The organism is Cytobacillus sp. FSL W8-0315, from assembly GCF_038002905.1.
GTDB lineage: Bacteria > Bacillota > Bacilli > Bacillales > Cytobacillaceae > Cytobacillus > Cytobacillus pseudoceanisediminis.
The window spans coordinates 1,405,629-1,427,593 of record NZ_JBBOOC010000001.1; the positions used below are offsets into that span (position 1 = coordinate 1,405,629).

The 21,965-nt window shown below is 41.8% G+C and carries 26 protein-coding genes and 1 pseudogene; 19 read left to right on the plus strand and 8 right to left on the minus strand.

Annotation, left to right across the window (positions count from 1 at the left end):
• Positions 1–151 precede the first annotated feature (151 nt).
• The 5 genes from MKY20_RS07190 (at position 152) to MKY20_RS07210 (ending at position 3,857) form a co-directional block, all read left to right on the plus strand.
• On the plus strand, positions 152–1,468 hold the full coding sequence (locus MKY20_RS07190) for an EAL domain-containing protein (protein ID WP_009331713.1): 1,317 nt from the start codon (positions 152–154) through the stop codon (positions 1,466–1,468).
• A gap of 15 nt (positions 1,469–1,483) precedes the next feature.
• Positions 1,484–1,924: a DUF86 domain-containing protein gene (locus MKY20_RS07195; protein WP_009331712.1), complete on the plus strand. Its 441-nt coding sequence runs from the start codon at positions 1,484–1,486 to the stop codon at positions 1,922–1,924.
• A 202-nt stretch (positions 1,925–2,126) separates the two neighbouring features.
• Positions 2,127–2,339 carry a hypothetical protein gene (locus MKY20_RS07200; protein WP_071156680.1) on the plus strand — a complete coding sequence of 71 codons (213 nt, stop codon included), beginning with the start codon at positions 2,127–2,129 and terminating at the stop codon, positions 2,337–2,339.
• Positions 2,290–2,916, plus strand: coding sequence for a helix-turn-helix transcriptional regulator (locus MKY20_RS07205; protein ID WP_009331711.1), 627 nt, complete (start codon positions 2,290–2,292; stop codon positions 2,914–2,916). The genes MKY20_RS07200 and MKY20_RS07205 overlap by 50 nt, the downstream gene beginning before the upstream one ends.
• 173 nt (positions 2,917–3,089) lie before the next feature.
• Positions 3,090–3,857, plus strand: coding sequence for a TIGR01457 family HAD-type hydrolase (locus MKY20_RS07210; protein ID WP_071156718.1), 768 nt, complete (start codon positions 3,090–3,092; stop codon positions 3,855–3,857).
• A gap of 31 nt (positions 3,858–3,888) precedes the next feature.
• Here the strand turns inward: MKY20_RS07210 and MKY20_RS07215 are convergent, their stop codons facing one another.
• The gene (locus MKY20_RS07215; protein ID WP_009331709.1) at positions 3,889–4,392 is read right to left on the minus strand and encodes a phosphatidylglycerophosphatase A family protein; all 504 of its coding nucleotides are present in this window, start codon (positions 4,390–4,392) and stop codon (positions 3,889–3,891) included.
• Positions 4,393–4,648: 256 nt separating this feature from the next.
• On the opposite strand from MKY20_RS07215, the gene yutH reads away from it, so the two are divergent.
• The 5 genes from yutH to thrB all read left to right on the plus strand — a co-directional run bounded on the left by yutH (position 4,649) and on the right by thrB (position 10,186).
• Complete coding sequence (gene yutH, locus MKY20_RS07220) at positions 4,649–5,656, plus strand: spore coat putative kinase YutH (protein WP_009331708.1); 1,008 nt, start codon at positions 4,649–4,651, stop codon at positions 5,654–5,656.
• Positions 5,657–5,728: 72 nt separating this feature from the next.
• Positions 5,729–6,691 (plus strand): 2-hydroxyacid dehydrogenase, encoded by a 963-nt coding sequence (locus MKY20_RS07225; RefSeq protein WP_009331706.1) that lies wholly within the window; start codon positions 5,729–5,731, stop codon positions 6,689–6,691.
• 206 nt (positions 6,692–6,897) lie between these two features.
• Positions 6,898–8,196: a homoserine dehydrogenase gene (locus MKY20_RS07230; RefSeq protein ID WP_019380026.1), complete on the plus strand. Its 1,299-nt coding sequence runs from the start codon at positions 6,898–6,900 to the stop codon at positions 8,194–8,196.
• Positions 8,193–9,254 carry a threonine synthase gene (gene thrC / locus MKY20_RS07235; protein WP_217026122.1) on the plus strand — a complete coding sequence of 354 codons (1,062 nt, stop codon included), beginning with the start codon at positions 8,193–8,195 and terminating at the stop codon, positions 9,252–9,254. Before MKY20_RS07230 ends, thrC begins: the two co-directional genes overlap by 4 nt.
• Complete coding sequence (gene thrB / locus MKY20_RS07240) at positions 9,251–10,186, plus strand: homoserine kinase (RefSeq protein WP_217026123.1); 936 nt, start codon at positions 9,251–9,253, stop codon at positions 10,184–10,186. The genes thrC and thrB overlap by 4 nt, the downstream gene beginning before the upstream one ends.
• A 46-nt stretch (positions 10,187–10,232) precedes the next feature.
• On the opposite strand, the pseudogene MKY20_RS07245 reads toward thrB, so the two are convergent.
• Positions 10,233–10,454, minus strand: a pseudogene (locus tag MKY20_RS07245) (NifU family protein); the annotation flags it as partial.
• A 182-nt stretch (positions 10,455–10,636) separates the two neighbouring features.
• Between MKY20_RS07245 and MKY20_RS07250 the strand changes: the two are divergent.
• Positions 10,637–10,960 (plus strand): YuzD family protein, encoded by a 324-nt coding sequence (locus MKY20_RS07250; protein ID WP_009331693.1) that lies wholly within the window; start codon positions 10,637–10,639, stop codon positions 10,958–10,960.
• A 253-nt stretch (positions 10,961–11,213) separates the two neighbouring features.
• Here the strand turns inward: MKY20_RS07250 and MKY20_RS07255 are convergent, their stop codons facing one another.
• Entirely contained in the window at positions 11,214–12,281 is a 1,068-nt protein-coding gene (locus tag MKY20_RS07255) for an NAD(P)/FAD-dependent oxidoreductase (RefSeq protein ID WP_009331691.1), read from the minus strand.
• A gap of 276 nt (positions 12,282–12,557) precedes the next feature.
• Here MKY20_RS07255 and MKY20_RS07260 point away from each other — a divergent pair, with 276 nt between their 5' ends.
• A complete protein-coding gene (locus tag MKY20_RS07260; protein WP_009331689.1) occupies positions 12,558–12,797 on the plus strand; it encodes a YuzB family protein in 240 nt (79 codons plus the stop codon).
• A gap of 104 nt (positions 12,798–12,901) precedes the next feature.
• Here the strand turns inward: MKY20_RS07260 and MKY20_RS07265 are convergent, their stop codons facing one another.
• Positions 12,902–13,597: a DUF2225 domain-containing protein gene (locus MKY20_RS07265; protein ID WP_009331688.1), complete on the minus strand. Its 696-nt coding sequence runs from the start codon at positions 13,595–13,597 to the stop codon at positions 12,902–12,904.
• 194 nt (positions 13,598–13,791) lie between these two features.
• On the opposite strand from MKY20_RS07265, the gene MKY20_RS07270 reads away from it, so the two are divergent.
• Positions 13,792–14,154, plus strand: a complete 363-nt coding sequence (locus tag MKY20_RS07270) for a HesB/IscA family protein (protein WP_009331687.1) — start codon at positions 13,792–13,794, stop codon at positions 14,152–14,154.
• Between the two features lie 164 nt (positions 14,155–14,318).
• On the opposite strand, the gene MKY20_RS07275 is transcribed toward MKY20_RS07270, so the two are convergent.
• Positions 14,319–15,317 (minus strand): NAD(P)/FAD-dependent oxidoreductase, encoded by a 999-nt coding sequence (locus MKY20_RS07275; protein WP_009331686.1) that lies wholly within the window; start codon positions 15,315–15,317, stop codon positions 14,319–14,321.
• A gap of 384 nt (positions 15,318–15,701) precedes the next feature.
• Between MKY20_RS07275 and MKY20_RS07280 the strand changes: the two genes are divergently transcribed.
• The 5 genes from MKY20_RS07280 (at position 15,702) to MKY20_RS07300 (ending at position 19,264) form a co-directional block, all read left to right on the plus strand.
• Complete coding sequence (locus MKY20_RS07280) at positions 15,702–16,919, plus strand: NAD(P)/FAD-dependent oxidoreductase (RefSeq protein ID WP_009331685.1); 1,218 nt, start codon at positions 15,702–15,704, stop codon at positions 16,917–16,919.
• Positions 16,920–17,021: 102 nt separating this feature from the next.
• The gene (locus MKY20_RS07285; protein WP_071156686.1) at positions 17,022–17,513 is read left to right on the plus strand and encodes an NUDIX domain-containing protein; all 492 of its coding nucleotides are present in this window, start codon (positions 17,022–17,024) and stop codon (positions 17,511–17,513) included.
• 156 nt (positions 17,514–17,669) lie between these two features.
• A complete protein-coding gene (locus MKY20_RS07290; protein ID WP_019380032.1) occupies positions 17,670–17,795 on the plus strand; it encodes a YuiA family protein in 126 nt (41 codons plus the stop codon).
• A gap of 235 nt (positions 17,796–18,030) precedes the next feature.
• Entirely contained in the window at positions 18,031–18,354 is a 324-nt protein-coding gene (locus MKY20_RS07295) for a YuiB family protein (RefSeq protein WP_009331683.1), read from the plus strand.
• Positions 18,355–18,547: 193 nt separating this feature from the next.
• Complete coding sequence (locus MKY20_RS07300; protein WP_009331682.1) at positions 18,548–19,264, plus strand: 3D domain-containing protein; 717 nt, start codon at positions 18,548–18,550, stop codon at positions 19,262–19,264.
• Between the two features lie 51 nt (positions 19,265–19,315).
• On the opposite strand, the gene MKY20_RS07305 is transcribed toward MKY20_RS07300, so the two are convergent.
• From MKY20_RS07305 to MKY20_RS07315, 3 genes are all read right to left on the minus strand, one after another.
• Entirely contained in the window at positions 19,316–20,101 is a 786-nt protein-coding gene (locus MKY20_RS07305) for a cobalamin-binding protein (protein WP_009331681.1), read from the minus strand.
• A gap of 14 nt (positions 20,102–20,115) precedes the next feature.
• On the minus strand, positions 20,116–20,592 hold the full coding sequence (locus tag MKY20_RS07310) for a divergent PAP2 family protein (RefSeq protein ID WP_251175029.1): 477 nt from the start codon (positions 20,590–20,592) through the stop codon (positions 20,116–20,118).
• Between the two features lie 128 nt (positions 20,593–20,720).
• Complete coding sequence (locus MKY20_RS07315; RefSeq protein WP_071156688.1) at positions 20,721–21,386, minus strand: hypothetical protein; 666 nt, start codon at positions 21,384–21,386, stop codon at positions 20,721–20,723.
• A gap of 135 nt (positions 21,387–21,521) precedes the next feature.
• Between MKY20_RS07315 and MKY20_RS07320 the strand changes: the two genes are divergently transcribed.
• Positions 21,522–21,899, plus strand: coding sequence for a DUF309 domain-containing protein (locus MKY20_RS07320; protein ID WP_009331678.1), 378 nt, complete (start codon positions 21,522–21,524; stop codon positions 21,897–21,899).
• Positions 21,900–21,965: the final 66 nt, after the last annotated feature.

The following is a 21,965-nucleotide window of genomic DNA, read 5'->3' on the forward strand; positions in this document are numbered from 1 at the left end:
TTCTCTTTTCACCCTTTAATGGCTAAATATATATTTTTTCTATTAAAGGAAAAAATACTCAATTCAAAATATTGTGATACAATAGCTGGTAGGGTAGCATAGTAATAAAGGCTTATAGTCAATACAAAAATAAAGCTGGCAGCTGAGAGGAATGAAAGGTATGGTCCACCATTACATAAAAAGATTTAAGCCGGTTGGAAATTGGGGCAAACTTATGCTTCCTTTAAATAAGATAAAGTATTTCCCTCCCCAATTCATTATCCGTGACCCGATTGCAGAAGGAGTAAATCTGGCGCTGAAACAAGGGTTTGAAGTGGCCGTTGCTGTTTTTAATTTTAAAAATTGGCAAGACCTGTCCGAACAGCTGGGTGAGCTTTCTTTCAGACAGTTTATAAAAAACATTAAGATCATATTTTTGGCAGTCATTCAGCGGGAACTTGAAGATAATCAAATCATTATCGTGCATGATCATTATAGCGATGGCCTTGCCTTGATAATGAAAGTGGACCATAGCAGGGATTGTGTGACAGAAATTGATCAAACACTGAAAAAAATTGTCAAAGAAGCTGAAAAATACATACATAGTGATACACCTCATATAAAGCCGGTTATTGATACGGGATATATGTTTGTTGAAAAGAAGTATTATTCGTCTGTTCAGGAAGCAGTCTACAAAGCCCATCAGCATGCACTCGCAATGGCCGAAAAAAGGGTCAGATCCGAGTTTAATGAAATGATGTACAAAATAAATAAAATTGTAGCGAAAAAGGATATTAAAATGCTGGCACAGCCGATTATTAATGTGGCTACAGGCGAGATAAAGGCTTGGGAAATGCTCACAAGAGGTCCGAGCGGCACTTCCCTGGAAAGCCCTCTACAGCTTTTTAGCATTGCTCGGCAGACGGGAAGCCTTTATGATCTGGAGCTAATCGTACTTGAGAAAACACTTCAACAGATAACAAAGACAGACTGCAATCAGGATATATTTATTAACTTCACCCCGATTACAATAGGGAATGAAAGGTTTGTGAGGGATGTAAAGAAAATGCTCACCGGCTATAAAAATATTCCCCCTGAACAGATCACACTTGAAATTACTGAACGTGATCCCATTGAAGGTATTGAAAACTTTATATACAATATAAAGGTATTAAGAACATTAGGATTTCGGGTGGCTGTGGATGACACCGGTGCAGGTTATGCCAGTTTAAATTCAATAAGTGAGATTATGCCGGATATTATAAAAATCGACCGTTCCGTCATTAAAGGCATTGATACGAACAGGGTAAAAGAATCCATGCTGAAGGGTCTCCTTTTAGTGGCGAAAGAAGCGGGTTCACTGGTGGTTGCCGAGGGAATTGAAAGTGAAGGGGAGGCATCGGTTCTCTCCAGAAACAATGTCGATTTAGCTCAGGGATATTTCTACGCTCGGCCGGATACTTTAACCAAGAGCCTGAAATCTTCATAGGAGGAAGGAAGCATTATGTATTTCGTAGACAGGGAAAAGATCGAAGACACACTTAGTTATCTGGAACAGCAAATCTCCCTTTTTGAAGAAGTGAAAGAGTGGACATCCCCTATTGAAAAGGCAGCCTTGGAACGGATTGCCCAAATTATGATCGAAGCTATCCTTGATACTGGTAATACGATGATTGACGGCTTTATCATGAGGGATCCAGGCAGCTACGATGATATCGTGGATATTCTTGACGACGAAAAGGTCATCAGCAAAGAAATGAGCAATAGCTTTAAACAGTTCATTACATATCGTAAAATGCTCGTCCAAAATTACACAGACGTCAATCATGAGGGGCTAATAACAGCTATAAGCAGTCATATGTCCATGATTAAAGAGTTTCCGGGCAGGGTCAGGGAGTATCTAACCAATGAACTGGGGCCGGTTTCTGCTTTTAAACCTCAATAAAGATCGGAGAAATCCGATCTTTTTCTCTGTATGGGAAACTATGAAATGGAACTGTATGAATAACTCTGTGGAAAGGCTGTCTGCATCTAGCTCCAGCGCCTAGCCCCTCGGGTCATAAGCCAAATCACTCAAGAAATCGGGCAAGGAACGCTTCGTCAGCGATTCATCGCCCGACCGAAGCTTGCTTTGGGAGGTTTCCTGCTTGATTCGTCTTATGCCTGCCGGACTTGCACTGGATGTGCTGGCTTCAACGTTCACCACAGGACGGTGGCGGTTTTTAGTTGGAGTTCATCTGATCAAGATGCTTCCGCTTTTGTTCCTAGGGAGCATATTAGGCTTGAATAAAGAGAAGGGCGGTGAATGTCATGCATGTTGGAGAAAATTCAACAAAAGAAGAGATCTTGAGGTTAATTAAAACAACCGGGAAGCTTTCCATACTGGAAATGGCCAGAGAGCTGGGAATAACAGAAATGGCCGTCAGAAAGCATATTCAGGCTCTTGAAAAAGATGGCTTTATTAGATCTGCAATCCAGAGGCAAACAAAAGGGCGCCCTTCAAAGCTTTATCAGCTAACAGCAAAGGGCGAAGATCTGTTTCCGAAAAAATACAAGCAGTTAAGTGTTGAATTATTAACAGAACTTAAAAGCATGGGGCAGGGCCATTTAATTACAGAGTTGTTTTCAAGAAGGAAAAACCGCCTCGTACAGCAGTATGAGATTCAGACGGCCGGGAAATCTTTTTCAGAAAAGCTTCAAGTTCTTGAGGACCTTCTCCTGCTTGAAGGCTTTATGCCGGAATTGCTAATAGAGGAAGGCCAAGTCCACCTCAAAGAGTTTAATTGCCCATATATTGAAACAGCAGAAGAATTTAAACAAATCTGCAGGTCCGAAAAAGAGTTTATCAAAGATTTTCTTTCTGCTGATCATGTTGATATCAAATCCTGTATGGCTGCAGGTGATGGGTGCTGTCATTATATAATAAAGCAAGATTAGGCGGGGGCCCCTGTTCAAGGAGTTTTTTTGCGGGAATTACTTTATTATTCATCCTTGCAATCGTGAAAAATTGCACAATTCACCACGTTCCTTTAAGATAGCTTTTATGGGCGATAGCTCAGTTGAAAAATAGGGATATTAATAAAAGCATAGATCATTTGGGAGTGATGGCTGTGAAAAAATATAAAGGATACTTAATCGATTTAGATGGCACCATGTATCGCGGGACAGAGCTGATCAGTGAGGCAGCTGATTTTGTCAATAAGCTTAGGGAACTGGATCTTCCCTATTTGTTTGTGACGAATAATTCTTCCAGAACACCAGCCCAGGTAGCAGAGAAGCTTGTGAAGTTCGGCATTCCTGCCGAAGAAGAGCAGGTCTTTACAACGAGCATGGCTACTGCCAACTACATATATGAACAGCAAACCGATGCTTCAGTTTATGTGATTGGAGAAGAAGGAATACGGGAAGCGCTGGCTGAAAAGGGGCTAAGCTTTGCTGAGGAGCATGCGGACTACGTCGTAGTGGGGATTGACCGCTCCATTAACTATGAAAAGCTATCCATCGCCTGTCTGGCTGTCCGGAATGGAGCAGCATTCATTTCCACGAACGGAGACATTGCTATTCCGACAGAAAGAGGGCTGCTTCCGGGTAATGGGTCACTAACCTCTGTCATTACTGTATCGACACAAAAAGAGCCGGTGTTTATCGGAAAACCGGAATCGATCATCATGGAGCAGGCTTTAAAGGTGCTGGGAACAGCTAAGGAAGAAACCCTGATGGTTGGGGATAACTATGATACGGATATTTTAGCAGGAATGAATGCCAGTATGGATACCTTGCTTGTCCATACAGGTGTAACAACGAAAGAGCTATTGAAGGGTTATGACAAAAAGCCTGACTTTGTGCTCGATTCATTAGCGGATTGGGACTTTAAATAGAAAAGGATGGAGAAAAGCTCTCCATCCTTTTTTATTCCGCATTTTCGGCACTGTGTGCCAGCCTGCTCGAAGCGGCTGCAGCGATAGCTCCGACAATATCATCGAGGAAGGTATGGCATCTTCCTGAACTCTTATCGTTCAGATCCTTCAGGATGCCAGGCTTCAATTTATCGATATATCCAAAATTGGTAAATCCAATGGAACCATATACGTTTACAATGGATAATGCCAGTACTTCATCCGCTCCATATAAACCCTCATCTGTAGCGATAATCGACTGCAGCGGCTCTAAGAGTTTCTTTTCCTCGGCCAGCATATCAAGCTGAATGCCCGTTAAAATGGCGTTTTGAACTTCTCTTTTTGATAAAACACGCTCAACATTATGAATGCAATCTTTCATTTGTAAATTGGGGTGATATTTCTCTTGGAGGAAGAACACTAAATCAGCTATATCCTGAATTTCTACCCCTCTTTCATGGAGCCATTTACGTGCTGTCTGCTCTGTAACGTTAACTGCTTTTTTTTCTTCATTCATTGGCTTCACCTTTTCTGGTTATTAAATAATTGCGGGAATGTCCAGGCCTAGCTAAGGTCCTGTGTTATGCACTTTTAGATTCTTTTCACTATGTATATACCCTTTTTTTATCAAATATGCCCGATGCCGCTGAAACGGAAAAATTTCATTTCCTGTATTATTTCCATGGTACACAGTCTTATCCAAGAAAACAACAAGTTTTAAAGTCTTCTATCATATATATTCCATAAGGATCTCTCTAAAATGAGGTGGTATAATGTTTAGAAAACTTTTGAAAGAACAATTTGGGATAGAAGCAGAGGATACGATGAGAATCGGAAAATATGATGCATGCCGAAAGCAGGGACAGCTTTATTTGCTTGTGCCTGCGGGGCATACAGATGAAGAAGAACTCGAAGAACTGGACCAAATGGCAGAACACCTTACCAATTGCGGGGATAGGAACATAAGCACTTTTATGAAAACAAAGGAAGGTAAACAATCAATTGATTGGAACGATAGCCGCTTTTGCATTCTGGTTAACCGGCATACACTGAGCAGAAAACAAAGTCAGTTTGGACGAAAGCTGGCAAAGTTCCATTACAGAGGCAGGAGCATTTCGTTTCCCGTGAAAAAAACAAGCAGAATCGGGCAGTGGAAACAGCTCTGGGAACAGCGGCTGGATCAAATGGAAAAGGTATGGAATGAGATGCTTTTCCAAAAGCCTGAAAATGATTTTGAGAGAATGTTTTTAGAGTCGTTTCCATACTATATGGGGCTTGCTGAAAATTCAATCCAATATCTTGTGGATACTGAGCTTGATGACGAACCAGAAATGGCAGACAGCGGAACCGTTTGTCATATAAGACTAACATCTGCCACCTGGGGAGACAGTTATTATATGAAAAATCCATTTGACTGGGTATTTGATCATTCATCCAGAGATTTGGCGGAATGGACGAGAGAGAAATATTTCCATAATATCAAAACGTATCAGCCGGATCTGCGCCAATTTTTATCGGAATATCAAAGTGTAGGGCCATTATCCTCCTTCTCATGGCGGCTATACTATGCTCGTCTATTATTTCCTCTCCATTATTTCGAAACAATAGAAAATTATTATGGTGCAGATTCTGAACAGCAGAAGCTTGTGCTTCAGGAGCGCCTGCAGAAGTATCTTTGGCAGTCTGACGATCATGAGCGTTTTCTGGGGGGATTTTTCGAATTTGCCGAGGTCCCCATCAAAAAACTCAGGATTCCTCTGGTGAATTGGATCAAGAGCTGAAAATAGGCAGGGAAATTCCCCTTACTTGGCGAATGGAACATAAGCTTGAGAATGTAAAGAGGGGATATTTTAATGAAACCATACGTATTTATCAGCAGGAAGCTGCCTGAAAATGTTATTGCCATTTTAAAAGAAAAGTACACAGTTGAAATGTGGGATCGGGAAGATGTGCCGGTACCTTACGATGTATTCTTACAGGAGGCGAGAAAAGCAGATGCCCTTTTAACTATGCTATCAGAGCCGGTGAATGAGGAAGTTCTGGAAGCAGGAGGGAAGCTGAAGATCATAGCCAATATGGCTGTCGGCTATGATAATGTGGATGTTGAGACAGCAAAAAGGCTCGGAATCACGGTGACCAATACACCAGAGGTATTGAATGATTCAACTGCCGACCTGACGTTTGCGCTTGTGCTCGCTGCTGCGCGCAGAATGGTGGAGGCTGCTGAGTTTGTGAAGAAAGGCAATTGGAAGAGCTGGAGTCCGCTGCTTTTAGCAGGGCAGGATGTACATCATAAAACAATCGGGATTGTAGGGATGGGGAATATCGGAAAAACAGTTGCAAAGCGTGCAGCTGGATTTGATATGGAGATTTTATATCACAATCGTTCGAGGAAGCCGGATGCGGAACAGGAACTGGGAGCCCAATATGTCAGCTTTGATGAATTGCTCGAACGCTCAGATTTCGTTGTCTGCCTGACGCCCTTGACAGAAGAAACAAGGAATTTATTTAACCGAAATGCATTCCAGAAGATGAAAGGCAAGGCTGTTTTTGTAAATGCCTCAAGAGGGCCGGTTGTAAATGAACATGATTTATATGAAGCACTGAAGGCAGGAGAGATTGCAGCGGCAGGATTGGATGTTTTTGCGGAGGAGCCAATTGGCGAAGACCATCCTCTGCTGGAGCTGAAAAATGTAGTGGCTATGCCCCATATCGGAAGTGCCAGCATAGAAACGCGCTATGCCATGATGCAGCTGTGTGTGGAAAACATTGATCTAGTCCTTTCAGGAAAGAAACCAAAAACACCAGTCGAATAGAAGTGATGAAGGCACCCCAAAGCAGGGTGCCTTTATTTATAGATAAAAAAATTTAAAAAATAAAATCGCAATAAATCAGTATGTGAAGCGCTTCCAGTCATTATTTTCGGAAAATTGCCTATTGTAAAAACGCCGCTTGACCCCTATAATGTCTACTATACAAATACAAATGTACTTTCATAGTGAACACTAAAGGGGGAGCTAGCGTGGAATCAATCTCAATCGGTTTATTAGGATTAGGAACAGTTGGATCGGGTGTGGTGCAAATCATTGAGAAACATCAGGATAAACTCATGCACCAAGTCGGCTGTCCGGTTGTTGTAAAGAGAGTTCTTGTTAAAGATGCAGATAAAGAAAGAGCAGTTAAAGTGGACAGGAATTTGCTGACGCTAAATCCTGAAGACATTTTAAATGATGCTGATATAGATGTTGTAATTGAAGTAATGGGCGGCATAGAAGAAACAAGAAATCATTTAAAGAAAGCTTTGGATAATGGCAAGCATGTGGTGACGGCAAATAAGGACCTAATGGCTGTTTATGGACCCGAATTGCTGGCTGCTGCTACGCAAAACGGGTGTGACCTCTTTTATGAGGCAAGTGTGGCCGGCGGCATTCCCATTTTAAGAGGGCTGGTAGATGGTTTGGCTTCAGACAGAATTACAAAAATGATGGGAATTGTGAATGGGACAACAAACTTTATTTTGACAAAGATGAGCAAGAATGGGAGCGCTTATGAGGAAGTTCTGAAAGAAGCCCAGGAGCTGGGATATGCGGAAAGCGATCCGACTGCAGATGTGGAGGGCCTTGATGCAGCAAGGAAAATGGCGATCCTGTCAACACTTGGTTTTTCCATGAATATTGACCTTGATGATGTAAAGGTTAAAGGCATTACAGATATTACAGAAGAGGACCTGCAGTACGGCAAGCAGCTTGGATACACCATGAAGCTGATCGGGATTGCTCATCGGGAGGGGGAGAAGGTGGAAGTAAGCGTTCAGCCGACTTTGCTGTCCGAGTCTCACCCGCTTGCATCGGTTCAGGATGAATACAATGCTGTATATGTATACGGTGAAGCGGTAGGGGAAACGATGTTCTACGGACCTGGGGCGGGCAGTCTGCCTACAGCTACTGCAGTGGTATCGGACCTCGTGGGTGTCATGAAAAATATGCGTCTTGGGGTAAATGGTAAGAGCGCGGTAGCCCCTCAATATGATAAGAAATTAAAAGGTGCAGATGAAATTTATTCGAAGTATTTCTTAAGATTGCATGTTAAAGATGAGGTAGGGACTTTTGCCAACATCACATCCATATTCTCAGAGCACCATGTCAGCTTCGAAAAAATCCTGCAGCTTCCTTTAAAAGAAAAAGGGCTTGCTGAGATTGTACTGGTTACCCACCAGGCATCTCTTAAGGATTATGAGGATATATTAGTAAGTTTAAGAGATTTGCCGGCAGTCCAAACAATTAAAAGTTCGTATCGTGTGGAAGGGAGCGCCAGAGTATGAGATGGGAAGGCCTTTTAAAAACATATAAAGATTTACTGCCTGTTAATGAAAATACACCAATGCTTACCTTAAATGAGGGCAACACTCCCCTGATCAGGCTGGATAAACTTTCAAGAGACTGGGGCATTGACCTCTATGTGAAAACGGAAGGAGCTAATCCAACCGGGTCATTTAAAGATAGAGGCATGGTTATGGCTGTTGCAAAGGCGAAAGAAGAAGGAAGTGATGCCATTATCTGTGCTTCCACCGGCAATACCTCTGCAGCAGCTGCTGCATATGCAGCCAGAGCCGGCATGAGATGTGTGGTTGTCATCCCTGAAGGAAAGATCGCCATGGGAAAGCTGGCGCAGGCTGTTATGTATGGAGCGGAAGTTGTATCTATTGAAGGCAACTTTGACCAGGCACTGGCAATGGTTCGGAAAATAAGCGAAACAGAACCTATTACTCTCGTAAACTCGGTTAATCCATATCGTCTTGAGGGCCAGAAGACAGCGGCCTTTGAGATCTGCGACCAGCTTGGAGGCGCCCCGGATATCCTTGCCCTGCCTGTGGGCAATGCAGGCAATATTTCTGCCTATTGGAAAGGGTTTAAAGAATATAGTGAAGTACGCGGCACTGATCTTCCAAAAATGCATGGAGTACAGGCCGAAGGTGCAGCGGCCATCGTTCATAACCGTGTGTTTGAAAATCCCGAGACGATTGCTACAGCCATCCGAATCGGAAATCCTGCGAGCTGGCACTTAGCCAATGCAGCATTGTCAGAATCAAATGGGAAGATTGATGAAGTCAGCGATGAAGAGATTCTTTGCATGTATCGTAAACTTGCTTCTTCTGAAGGGATTTTTGCTGAGCCAGCTTCGTGTGCTTCGCTTGCGGGAGTATATAAACAGCTTCGCAATGGGGAGATTCCGCATAAAACAAAGGTTGTGGCCATCCTGACTGGGAACGGACTTAAGGATCCTAATACAGCCATTGATTGCAGCCCTGTGAAGCCAGTTTTGCTGCCTAATGATGAAAAAGCAGTAGCGGATCATATCAAGGGAGCCGTTCACACATGAGCGAAGGTGAAATGGTTGTCATCAAAGTACCGGCCAGCACTGCAAATCTCGGGCCAGGCTTCGACTCGATCGGCCTCGCATTAAATTTATATTTGACGCTTGAAGCCGAGAGGGCAGATAAGTTTGAAATGATTCCTTTATCAGAGCCGCTAAGCATCTACCCTTTAGATGAATCGAATTTTATTTTTCAAGTTGCAAAGGGTACGGCAAAGAAGTATGGAAGAGAGCTTCCAGGATGCAAAGCCCGGATTTCAAGTGATATCCCCCTTACACGCGGACTTGGATCAAGCGCTGCTGCCATTGTAGCGGGAATTGAATTAGCTGACGCGCTTTGTGATCTTCAGCTGAGCCAGTATGAAAAGCTGGAGCTGTCATCACGAATGGAGGGGCATCCGGATAACGCAGGAGCTTCCCTTCTCGGAGGCCTTGTCATTGGCTGCATGTCAGAGGAAGAGGTTTCTGTCCAAAGCATTAAAAATATAAGTTTTGATGTTATAGCAGTGGTGCCAAAAGAAGAGCTCCTTACAAAGGAATCCAGAGGCGTCCTGCCTGAAGCATGGTCTTTTAAAGAAGCCGTACAGGCTGGGGCAGTCGGCAATGTCATGGTTGCAGCACTGCTTAGCGGGAATTATTCCCTGGCAGGCAAGATGATGAGTGCTGACTTATTTCATCATCCTTACCGCAAGAAAATGGTTCCCCATTTGGAAGTTATTGAAAAGGAAGCACCTCGTCTAGGAGCATTTGGAGTTGCCTTAAGCGGTGCCGGACCGGCGGTTCTCTGCCTTGCAGAGCCAGAAGGTGCTCCTGCAGTGGCTGAAGGGCTTCAGCGGATTTTTCCGGAAATGGAAATCCTTTCCCTCAAAATTGATCAGGTAGGCGTCACTGTTTTAAAAAAAAGCCTAGCTGAACTGGAAATAGGCCATACAGTATAAATAAAAAAAGCGATGTCATGCCGACATCGCTTTTTGTAAGGTAAAATTAAAATACTTGTTCTACTTCGACTACACCAGGTACTTCTTCTAAAAGAGCGCGCTCAATACCGGCTTTTAACGTAATCGTTGAACTTGGGCAGCTGCCGCATGCACCAAGAAGGCGCAATTTAACGATGCCATCTTCAACATCCACCAATTCACAGTCCCCGCCATCGCGAAGAAGGAATGGGCGCAATTTATCTAATACTTCCTGAACTTGTTCAGTCATAGTCGTTTGTTCTGCCATGTGAAATCGACTCCTTTCCATATATTTATTATAATCAAATCAGTCTTAAAAATCTATTCCAAGAGCGTAATTTCCACTCATTAGGAGAATATTTTATTAGGTTTGCTCTTTGTTAATGTTGTAAAATGAAGGTAAGAACAAGTTTTGCATAGGGGGAGAGAAGATTGAAAAAAGAAATTGAAATCACTGTGTATGGTGCAGAACAGCTTTGTCCAAGCTGTGTGAATCTCCCATCATCCAAGGAGACATATGAATGGCTGGAAGCGGCAGTATCCCGCAAATTTGCCAACCAGCCTTTTAAAATTGTGTATGTTGACATTCATAATCCGCCCGAAGAAGAGAACAAAAAAGAGTTCGCCTTGAGAGTGATTGAGGAGGATATGTTTTACCCGGTTGTCCTGATTGAGGATGAAATTGTTGGTGAAGGCAATCCGAAATTAAAAACAATCTATGCGGAAATGGAAAAGTACGGATACCAGGCAGTTTAATAAAAAATGAGCATCGAAAGGGATGCTCATTTTTTTATTTGGTAAGAGTTTCAGCTGATTCAGCTGGATATTGAAGTTGAATTTTCATCTCTACAGTATTTATACCAGAATATCGGTCAGATTTTTACTTTATCGGTCACTTCCTTTCAAATTAATTTTTCAGCAAAGTAATGGCGCAAATATAAATCAATCTCTATCGTTATCCGCGCTACTTTGGTTCAAACGTAAAAAAAAGAGCCCGCAATGGGCCCTCTTATCCGTTATGGTATTTATACATCCATAAAATCCCCGATTTTAGCAGGCGGGCAACACGTCCTGTGATAGGGCGTTCTGCGACTAGACCGAATCCGTGCTTTTTGCCCAATGATCCAAGAACTCCTTTAAGTTTGATTACTGGCAATGTTTCAGGGAGTTCCTCACCTTTCCAGCGTTTCAATAGGATTTGAACGATTTGCTCTGCCTGCCCTTCAGCAAGCTGGGCACTTGGTGCATGCGGAAGGCTTGCACAATCTCCTACGACATAGACATGTTCATTTCCAGGGATATTGTGATGCTTCGTTAAAACTACCCGTCCTTGCTGATCCTTTTCCACATTCATATCGCGAACCACTTTGTTCGGCTGGATGCCGGCTGTCCATACGATGGCATCACAGTGGATGGCTTCGTCATGATTATAAAGGGTTTTTTCTTCTACTTTAGTAATATTTGATTGGTTAATAATTTCTACATTATGTTCTAGAAACCAATTTTCTACATATGTGCTTAATCTTTCAGAGAATGCAGAGAGTATATGCTTCCCTCTATCGAACAATTTGACTTTCAAATCCGGACGGCTTTCATTTAATTCTGAAGCCAGTTCTACTCCGCTTAATCCTGCACCCACAATTCCAACAACAGAGCCTGGTGATAGATTATTTAAAGCTTCATACGTTCTTCTGGATTTTTCAATTGTTTGAATGCTATATGTGTGAATGTCGGCTCCCGGAACATTATGATACTTATCTTCACAACCAAGGCCTATTATTATATCATCATATAAAACAGGCTCCTCGCCTTGAAGATAAACCTTGTTTTCCTCTATGCTGATTTTCGTCACTTCACCGTATTTAATGGTCAATCTTTGATGTTCAGGGAATGATACACGCACATGCTGATCGGAAATGGTGCCTGCAGCAAGAGCGTAATATTCAGTTTTTAAACAATGATAAGGAACACGATCTATTAGTGTAATGGAGACATCATCAGGAAGCTGATTAGGCAAAAGGCGGGCAAGCGCCCTCATACCGCCATAACCTCCGCCAAGTATCACAAGATTTTTCATAGTATATTTCCCCTTTATGTCCGTACTGTTTACTTTCGCCGAACTCAAATAACGTTAATTAGTTATCTTAAAAAAATAAATAAATGATATTAATAACCTCAAACCCATAAAAAGTATAACGAAATTGTGTCAAAATCACAACACATATCAGCAGGAAACTTGACAATAAACGACATGAAGTGGTAAATATGTGCACTTTAAAGGAGAGAATGGAATCCATTTCTTGCAGAATTCAAGTAAAAAAGGTAGCATTAACAGGGTAGAGAGGTGAAAGATGTGATTAAGCCAATCATCGAATTTTGCATCAGCAATTTGGCCAGCGGCTCTCAAAAAGCGCTTGAAAAGCTGGAAAAGGATTATGACCTGGATGTCATAGAATATGGCTGTCTTGGGTATTGCGGCAAATGTGCAAGCACTCTTTTTGCGCTTGTGAACGGAGAAGTGGTTACTGGAGAAACGCCAGATGAACTGGTTGAAAATATATATCAATATCTGGATGAAAATCCAATGTTTTAATAAAAGGAGCGATTAAATTTCGCTCCTTTTTCTTGTGTCAAAAGTAACAAAGTAACCACTTGAATAACTGTCTGGCGCAAGCGGGCAAGGTTCTTCTGCTTTCCTTAGTTGCCGGCAGTTTTTTGTTCCTGTCTCATCTCATGCCAGCGTTCTCTTGCCATTTCAATTAATTTAGGCTCAGTGGAGCGGCTTTGCAGTTCAATTACTTTTGAAAAGTATTTAACAGCCTGTTCAGACTGATGTGTCCTTCTGGATAACTCTCCGATCAGATAGAAAATCCTCGTTTCAGAAATAGATGATCCTTTAAAATCATCTGACATATAAGACTCCGAATATTCTTTTAGAGCAAGTTTCAAAAATCTCTGTTCTTGATTATCATTTTTTATACTCCGGAAAAGCCAGGCCAGCCTGATATATAAACCAGCCATAATAATATGCTTCTCCCTTTTTAAAGTACCGCAATAAATAGCCAGCTTATAGGCGTTGATTGCAACAGGGATGGTACGGTCCTGGCAATAATCCTGGGGTATCCAGGCATCTACAACTTTAGAATTAATCATGTCCAGGGCTCCAGGCGGAAAATAAGGGGAAAAGTCCTCTGATTCTGAGTAGCCGCAATGTGGGCAAGTGTTAATATAATATAGAAGAGGATTCATGCTTTCATCAGAATAAATTGGGCAAAAATCACTGTCATAATTAAATACTTTTACAAATCGGGTGCGGATTTTTTTTGTGGTGAAACTCTCTCTGCAGACTCTGCATCCGCAATTTTTATCATAAGTAGGCTTTAATTGCTGCATAGAATGCCACCTCCGAATATAATGAATATGACTATTGTATCATGCATTGTTTGGTTTAGGGGCATAAAGAACTATTCGTTAAACAGTGTTCTGAAAAGGCAATAAAAAGAAAAAGCCTCTTAAGTTGAGCACATACCTTTTACTGTATATACTATATATATAGAAATATCCTTACGTGTACAGGAGGGAATAACATGGAACAAGTTGTGGATATAACAGAAGCAGCAGCTTTGCATATAAAAGAAATGATGAAACAAAATGAGGAAGAAGATGCATTCTTGCGTGTAGCCGTTAAAGGAGGCGGGTGCAGCGGACTTTCCTATGGAATGGGGTTTGCCCATGAAGTCGAGGAGGGTGATATCCAGTCAGAGCATTATGGTATCCAGGTTCTTGTCAGCAAGGAAGACGCCCCTATCTTAAAAGGCACAAAAATTGATTACAAACAATCGATGATGGGCGGCGGATTCACAATCGATAATCCTAATGCAATCGCAAATTGTGGTTGTGGGTCATCTTTCCGTACCGCTTCAAATACAGGTACTCCGGAAGAGTGCTAAATACTGCCTTTAACGCTTCTAGACAGTTACTGGAATAATTTCGAACTATATCTTTGTAATCTCAAAAAAGGACGGTCCCCGAAGGGCCGTCCTTTTTTATCGAAAGAAAGCTGATAGCCTGCCTCCTCGATGTATCTGGGTAAGCAAGGAGCTTCCGCATTTCTTTATTTGCCAAACATGGAAGAGCTGTGCATTGGCTGGACTTTCGCTTTTGGATCGATGTAGGATTTTGCGTGGTTCACTGCAGTTGGCGCTTCACCGAAACCGCAGGCAATAAGCTTCACTTTTCCATCGTATGTGCAGATATCACCGGCAGCATATATGCCTTCGATATTTGTTTCCATTCTTGAGTTAACAACAATGGAGTTCTTTTCAATTTCAAGACCCCATTCTTTAATTGGGCCAAGGGAGGAAACGAATCCGTAGTTTACGATCACAGCATCAACATCGAATACCTCTTTTTCCTTTGAAGTAACACCTTCGAGGACAACCTGTTTGATTCCTTCGCTGTCACCGATAAGCTCAGCAGGCACATAAGGTGTTTTGATTTCGACCTTAGAGTTCTGCAGATTTTCTACACTATGCTCATGCGCGCGGAATTTATCGCGGCGGTGTACAATCGTTACTTTTTCAGCGATAGGCTCAAGCATTAATGCCCAGTCTACTGCAGAATCCCCGCCTCCGAATACAACTGCTTTCTTGCCGGCGAATTGACTTAAATCATCAATAAAGTAATGAAGGTTCGTGCCTTCGTATTGAGCTGCGCTTTCAAGTTCTAGACGGCGAGGCTGGAACGCGCCATTGCCGGCAGTGATAATGATGGTTTTTGAGTAATGCACTTCTTTATTGGTCGTAAGCTTAAATGTTCCATCAGCTTGTTTCTCTAATTTTTCAACAGATTGTTCAAGTGATACAGTAGGCTCGAATTTAGCCATTTGTTCCTTAAGGTTATCAATTAATTCCTGGGCGCGGACTTTCGGGAAGCCGGCAACATCATATATGTATTTTTCAGGATAAAGAGCAGATAACTGTCCCCCAAGCTGCGGCAAGCTCTCAATAATCTTTACTGATGCTTGTCTCATGCCTCCGTAGAAAGCAGTGAATAAACCAGTTGGCCCCCCGCCAATGATGGTTATGTCATACACCTTTTGATCTTCTTTCATGCAATATCCCCCCGCGTATGTATTGAAATTCCACTCTTTATTCTAACATAAATCGTTTAAAACCTCATCAATCGAGGTAAATATTATGAATAATTGGAAGATTTCAAATGGAGATCCTGAATTAAAAACACGTATATTTCTTTAGGTTTTCTTAAAATTTTTAAGTTTTTCGTCTATTTTTTTAGGCTTGAAAAACTATATGAAGTAGAATAAGATGTAATGGAGGAATAATGTTAATATTTTATGACAATTTTGTTGAGTTTTTTTAAACTAGTTCGTGAATAACATCACAAAGTTTTTTTATGTTTTTTGCTATAAAAAATATAAAGCAGTGGAAGATAAGAAAACATTAGAAAATACTTAAAAAAGGTGGAAGTGATACACTTGAGAAAGCCAAAGATTGTTATCCTCGGTGCAGGCTACGGCGGTTTGATGGTTGCAACCCGTTTGCAGAAATCTGTAGGAACAAACGAAGCAGAAATCGTTTTAGTGAACAAGAATGACTACCATTATGAAACAACATGGCTGCATGAAGCATCAGCCGGAACACTTCATCACGATCGTGTACGCTATGATATAAAAGATGTTATTGACCGCAACAAAGTTGAATTCGTTCAGGGAACTGCTCTGGAAATTAAAACAGAAGAAAAGAAAGTCATTTTGGAAAGTGGCGAAATTGACTATGATTATCTAGTTGTTTCCCTAGGAGCTGAGCCGGAAACATTCGGTATTAAAGGACTTAAGGAACATGCATTTTCTATTGTCAATGTAAATGCTGCGCGTCAGATCCGCGAGCATATTGAATATCAATTTGCTACTTACAATACAGACGCTGAGAAAAAAGACGAGCGCCTGACAATTGTTGTCGGCGGAGCAGGCTTTACCGGCATTGAATTCCTTGGAGAATTGGCAAACCGTGTTCCTGAGCTTTGCAAAGAGTACGATGTGGACTACCACAAAGTGAAAATCATTTGCGTAGAAGCAGCGCCAATGGTTCTTCCTGGCTTCGATCCTGAGCTTGTTAATTACGCTGTTTCTCACTTGGAGAAAAAAGGCGTACAATTCATGATTGGAACAGCTATTAAGGAAGCTACTCCTGAAGGCATCATTGTTGGCAAGGGCGAAGATGAAGTAGAAGAAATCAAAGCTGCAACTGTTGTCTGGGCTGCAGGTGTACGCGGAAATTCTATTATTGAGAATTCCGGTATTGAAGCAATGCGCGGACGTGTAAAAGTACAGCCTGATTTGCGTGCTCCTGGCCATGATAATTTATTTATCATCGGAGACTGCTCATTAATCATCAATGAAGAAATTAACCGTCCATACCCTCCTACTGCGCAAATCGCTATGCAGCAGGGTGAAGTGTGTGCAAGAAACATTACTGCTTTAATCCGCAATAAAACTGAACTTGAAACATTTACTCCAGATATTAAAGGTACTGTATGTTCTCTTGGTGAACACGATGCCATCGGTGTTGCATTCGGCAAGAAAATGGTTGGTACAAAAGCTTCATTCATGAAGAAGATGATCGATAACCGTGCTCTTTACATGGTTGGCGGGCCTTCACTTGTATTGAAAAAAGGTAAATTCAACGTTCTTTAATAAATCGGCTATCATATATAGTAATGGGATGGACTATTTAGTCTGTCCCTTTTTTAATGGACAAATTTTCGTGATAGAATTAGTTAAAAAGGAGGTTATCGGATGGGAGTGGAACATAAACGGGGAAAGGTCTGGCTGGCGGTTTCAGGGCTCGTTATTTCACCTGAAGGTTATTGGCTTGTCGTTAAAAAGAAATACGGAGGCCTTAAAGGCAAATGGTCTCTGCCTGCCGGATTTGTCGAGCCGGGCGAAACAGCTGATGAAGCTGCAGTTCGTGAAGTTGAAGAAGAGACAGGAATTAAATGTTCAGTGAAAGGCTTGCTTGGATTGCGTACAGGTGTTCTCAAAGGGGAGGTCAGTGATAATATGGTTATGTTTTTGCTGGAAGCTGAGCCTGGACAATCATTAAAAGTTCAGGAAAGTGAACTTTTTGATGTGCAGTATCGCGATCCGAAAGAGCTTGCTGAAGACCCGGATGCATCAGTTCTTTTAAAATACATATTAGATCCTTCTGATTCCTCCATAAAACCTTTAATTAACGGCATTAATCCCGGAGATACTTTTGGATACACTGCATATAAACTATTTTTATAATTTTCTGAAATTTTAAGATAGAACGAGAAATATGAAGCAAACTATGCTTGTATGCGTTTCCAACGGTAGTTTTTCATGAAATATGGTGCTTTTCATTTCTTCATATCCTTGGTATATTATCAGAAAATTCAGTTACGAAATAAGGAGATGAATGAAATGACAGCTAAGAATTATGAAAATAAAGAGTGTATGTATTGTTCAGGGAAAGGGTATTTCCAATTATTGTTAGGTGGATCTGAAACCTGCAGCTGCTGCGGTGGTACAGGAAAGAAAAAGGAATAAACCAAAAACTTCGCGGAATGCGAAGTTTTTCTTTTCAAAGGATAAGAATGTATAATTTCTGAAGTTAGATAACTGTCTAACAAAAGTAGACTACCCCCTCGAGGTTTCGGGGATGGGCAAGGCGCTTCCAGTTTTCTAAATAGCGGGTGTGCTGGCCCGCCCACTTTTCTTGTTGACTCCCTAATCTACATTAAAGTACACTAAATATTGATGTGCTAAGGGAGGAAATAAGTTCATGCAAATGACGATTTTCGTTTTGCCTATTTCAATGCTTCTATTTTTTGTGCTGTTTTTTGGGATAGGTTTTATATTAAATATGCTGTTAAGAATGTCCTGGATCATGGCCATTATTTATCCAATTATCGCTATCTTTATCATCGATAAAGTTCGTTTTATTGAGTATTTTCAGGACCCGGGAGAATCGTTTTCCAGTCTTGGCGTTGAGTTGTCCAGCCTCGCTCTGGCTGACATCCTCATATTAAGCAGCGGAATGGCAGGCGCCATCGTTGCCGGAATTACCATTAGGCTGCTCCGTAAAAAAGGATATCGGATGTTTTAAATTTGATGTGAAATCTCTGCTGACGGCAGGGATTTTTTATTTTTTTTGATTAGTGTGATCAAATCGCCCAACCCTATGCTATTACTGGCTTTAGCCCTGTCTAAAAACGGATGCCCGGAGGCTTCCGCTCCCATAAGTTATGAATATTTCTCTCGAAGATGGGAAATGAATAACTTTGGGAGGAGTGTAATAGATGAGCAAATTAAAAATATGGATGAAACGTTCGGTAATGTCAGCCTTATTTATAGGCGCGTTATTGACAACATTCCATTCGATTTCCGGAGTGGAAGCCCGATCAATTGTTCAGCTGCATCAAAGTGATGCTGAACAAGCTGGCGAAGATGGAAATTCAAAGTTTGACCATACATTAAAATCGGTTGGCGTAGCATTTAAGTTTTTGAAGCAGGCAGTGAGTCTGGAACCTAAGATTTCTGCGAGTGAAGCTGTAGCAATTGAGCAGCCGCCGACACTGGAAGAATCGATTGACTGGTCGCAGTATCAGAAAAAACAAGTAATAGCTACTGGATATACGGCATTTTACGAGTCGACAGGCAAAAATCCGGATCACCCGTCCTTTGGAATTACATACTCAGGAGTTAAAGTTAAAAGAGATTTATACTCTACAGTTGCAGCAGATTTAAATGTTTTTCCGATTGGAACGATCCTGTTTGTCCCGGGTTATGGGTATGGTGTTGTAGCCGATAAAGGCGGTGCTATTAAGGGGAATAAATTGGATCTCTATTATGAAACGGTAGATGATGTTTATAATAACTGGGGAAAGAAAACACTCGATGTTTACATCGTTGAAATGGGCGATGGTACCCTGACTGAAGAAGAATTAATGTTACTGAATGAAAATGAATCCATGCAGGTTTTTAGACAGCAATATATTAAATCTGAGAAAAAATAAATACGGAATGCAGGCAAATCCGCGGGAATAATCGGATTTGCCTTTTTATTTTTATATCTTAGAAAATGCCTGCGGGTGGATTTTTTTAGCTAATTTTATGGCTCCTTCAATCAGCCGAGGTGAAGGCCTGCAAAAAAGTTCTTCTTCCAGAACCAGAATTCTGTTCTGCTTAACTGCTTCCATTTCACTCCAGCCTGGACGTTTCAGGACAATATCCGGATTAACCTTTTCTCTTCTGACACCGACCCAGGCGAGACAGATATAATCCGGCTGCCGATTCAGGACATCTTCCCAATCGGTCTGGACACTCGCAAGCTCAATATCCCTAAATAAATTCATTCCACCGGAAATTTCACTGATTTCCGTCAGCCAATTGACTTTGCCGGGTGTAAATACAGGCTTGGGCCACCATTCCCAATAGAGGCTCGGTTTATTTTCAATTCTGCTTGAGATGAGCTTAAGTGCCTCAATTTTTGCCGCAAACTCTTCAGCAGCCAAAATACCTCTTTCTGGCTTTCCGATTTTCTCTGCAGTCAGAATCAGGTCCTGTTCAATATCTGCCAGGCTTTGAGGATTTAAAACAATGTGGGGAATCTGCCTTTTTTCAAGCTCTGCTACATTCTTTTCCATGCCGGGTACACTAAGGGATGCCAGCACAAGATCAGGCTCTAATTTCTCCACTTTGTCCATATTAATAGACAAGTCAGGGCCCAGCCGGGGCAGCCTGGATATTCGGTCCGGCCAATCCGAATAATCGTCCACCCCCGCGAGCATATCAGTAAATCCCAAGTATTCCACTAATTCCGTGTTGCTTGGGCATAAAGAAAGGATTTTCAAAATAAATCACACCCTCACGAAAATAAATAATGAAGAGCTAAAGTCAATAGGATTCCAGTCAGGCCGCCAAATAGAACTTCTATCGGCTTATGGCCAAGCAGCTCCTTCAATTCTTTCTGTTTTTCTTGGCCTTCTTTCTTCTGCCATGTCTTTGCTTCTTCAACGAATTTATTGAAGTCGGCTACAAGCTGGTTTAGTACAATCGCCTGTTCACCAGCCTGACGCCGTACTCCGGTAGCATCAAACATTGTGATAATGGCAAAAACGGCTGAGACAGCGAAAACAGCGGATTCCATTCCGGTCTCTAGTGCAACCCCGGTTGAAAGGGCAGTTACTGCTGCTGAGTGTGAGCTGGGCATCCCTCCAGTACTTGTCAAAAGGGACCAATTCACTTTTCGGGTGGCAATAAATTGAATGGGCACTTTTACAAATTGGGCAAAGAAGATGGCTGCCAATGCAGACCATAAGGGAAAATTTGTCAATAACTCCATGTGAGACCACCTCTTGAGTGTATGATACTCCCGCTGCAGCTTCGAATAGGCATTTTTTAAGGAACTGCCGAAAGCTATACTAACTAATATTCTCCAACAGATTGTTCCTTCCTGCAAGCTGATCTATTTTAAGTTTTTGTTAAACGATGCTTTTTTTGAAAATACGAAGTTGCTGTCAGGGAAAACAAAAGAAGCCACTCAAAGGCATTCACTGCAGCTGCACTTTCAATTGGAATATCAATGGCGCTTCCGATAATCATCAATACAGCTCCGGCAAAAAACCAGAACCAGCCCTGTTTGCGCCAAATAACAACAGATGCCGCCAGCAGCACAGCAGATACGATCAGTACCATAACGGGAGGGCCGCCTGGTGCCTCTGTACCTGAATAGCTGAGAACACCATATTCCCGCCTTGCTTCCAGTTTAAGTCCGAATACCTCAGCAGCAAGTTCCAGAATAATTAATCCTGCAGTAAGCAAATAGGCAATCCATTTAAATGTGCCTGTTTTGGCCCATTCTAGATCTGCTTGTTTTAAAGTATTCCAGGAGTAGAGTACAAGCAGTGGCGTGAAAAAAGCGTGAATCCAAAAACGGGCATAATTCAGATATTTTAAAGTGCTGCCCTCCCCGATAAAACGGCCAGCAGCCAGAATTCCGTTATCGTAAATTAACCCCAGAAGTACAGGAAGCAGGAAGACAGCACTAATGAGGCCGCTATCCTTAACAGTGCTTAGCGCCCAGAAGAACAGCAGGATATATCCTGCTGAGAAGGCGGCAAATAATAGAGGATCCATAACATTCTCCTTTCTGTCTCTATTTTCTTTACCCAATAATTAAAGAATATACTTAAGGATTTGTATATATAGGATAGTCTCTATTCTTTTTGTTAAAATGATAGTGATAGGAAGTCCTGAATATGGGGTGGTTTCATGGAAGATTATCCTCTTGAATACTACGAATTCTTTGTCAGTTTCAATGAAGGTGACTATTACACATGCCATGATCTTCTTGAGGAAATGTGGATGACGGACAAAGGCAATTTATTTCTGAAAGGCCTGCTGCAAATGAGTGTCAGCATTTATCATTATGAATACGGCAATGTAAAAGGAGCAAGGCTGATGATGCAGGCGGCACAGGAATACTTGCAGTCTTACCGCCCTAAACACTGGGGGATTAATCTTGAGCATGTGTATGGGTTTATTGAAGAATGCCTTACTATTTTTCCGGAAAATATCGATCGGCTGCCATTTGAAATGATAGAAACTCTTCCTAAGCTGCCGCAGCTGGTCCTGTATTTGGAAGATTAGCAAAAATAGAAATGCCATAAAATTAGATAGTCGAAATAATTCAGTATTTTCGATATAATAAGATGA

Excerpts from the sequence above, each read along its gene's own strand:
- MKY20_RS07190 (WP_009331713.1), top strand. The coding sequence starts at position 152 with ATGAAAGGTATGGTCCACCATTACATAAAAAGATTTAAGCCGGTTGGA.
- MKY20_RS07195 (WP_009331712.1), top strand. The coding sequence starts at position 1,484 with ATGTATTTCGTAGACAGGGAAAAGATCGAAGACACACTTAGTTATCTG.
- MKY20_RS07205 (WP_009331711.1), top strand. The coding sequence starts at position 2,290 with ATGCATGTTGGAGAAAATTCAACAAAAGAAGAGATCTTGAGGTTAATT.
- MKY20_RS07215 (WP_009331709.1), bottom strand. The coding sequence starts at position 4,392 with ATGAATGAAGAAAAAAAAGCAGTTAACGTTACAGAGCAGACAGCACGT.
- yutH (WP_009331708.1), top strand. The coding sequence starts at position 4,649 with ATGTTTAGAAAACTTTTGAAAGAACAATTTGGGATAGAAGCAGAGGAT.
- MKY20_RS07225 (WP_009331706.1), top strand. The coding sequence starts at position 5,729 with ATGAAACCATACGTATTTATCAGCAGGAAGCTGCCTGAAAATGTTATT.
- thrC (WP_217026122.1), top strand. The coding sequence starts at position 8,193 with ATGAGATGGGAAGGCCTTTTAAAAACATATAAAGATTTACTGCCTGTT.
- thrB (WP_217026123.1), top strand. The coding sequence starts at position 9,251 with ATGAGCGAAGGTGAAATGGTTGTCATCAAAGTACCGGCCAGCACTGCA.
- MKY20_RS07255 (WP_009331691.1), bottom strand. The coding sequence starts at position 12,281 with ATGAAAAATCTTGTGATACTTGGCGGAGGTTATGGCGGTATGAGGGCG.
- MKY20_RS07265 (WP_009331688.1), bottom strand. The coding sequence starts at position 13,597 with ATGCAGCAATTAAAGCCTACTTATGATAAAAATTGCGGATGCAGAGTC.
- MKY20_RS07270 (WP_009331687.1), top strand. The coding sequence starts at position 13,792 with ATGGAACAAGTTGTGGATATAACAGAAGCAGCAGCTTTGCATATAAAA.
- MKY20_RS07275 (WP_009331686.1), bottom strand. The coding sequence starts at position 15,317 with ATGAAAGAAGATCAAAAGGTGTATGACATAACCATCATTGGCGGGGGG.
- MKY20_RS07285 (WP_071156686.1), top strand. The coding sequence starts at position 17,022 with ATGGGAGTGGAACATAAACGGGGAAAGGTCTGGCTGGCGGTTTCAGGG.
- MKY20_RS07290 (WP_019380032.1), top strand. The coding sequence starts at position 17,670 with ATGACAGCTAAGAATTATGAAAATAAAGAGTGTATGTATTGTTCAGGG.
- MKY20_RS07295 (WP_009331683.1), top strand. The coding sequence starts at position 18,031 with ATGCAAATGACGATTTTCGTTTTGCCTATTTCAATGCTTCTATTTTTT.
- MKY20_RS07300 (WP_009331682.1), top strand. The coding sequence starts at position 18,548 with ATGAGCAAATTAAAAATATGGATGAAACGTTCGGTAATGTCAGCCTTA.
- MKY20_RS07310 (WP_251175029.1), bottom strand. The coding sequence starts at position 20,592 with ATGGAGTTATTGACAAATTTTCCCTTATGGTCTGCATTGGCAGCCATC.
- MKY20_RS07315 (WP_071156688.1), bottom strand. The coding sequence starts at position 21,386 with ATGGATCCTCTATTATTTGCCGCCTTCTCAGCAGGATATATCCTGCTG.
- MKY20_RS07320 (WP_009331678.1), top strand. The coding sequence starts at position 21,522 with ATGGAAGATTATCCTCTTGAATACTACGAATTCTTTGTCAGTTTCAAT.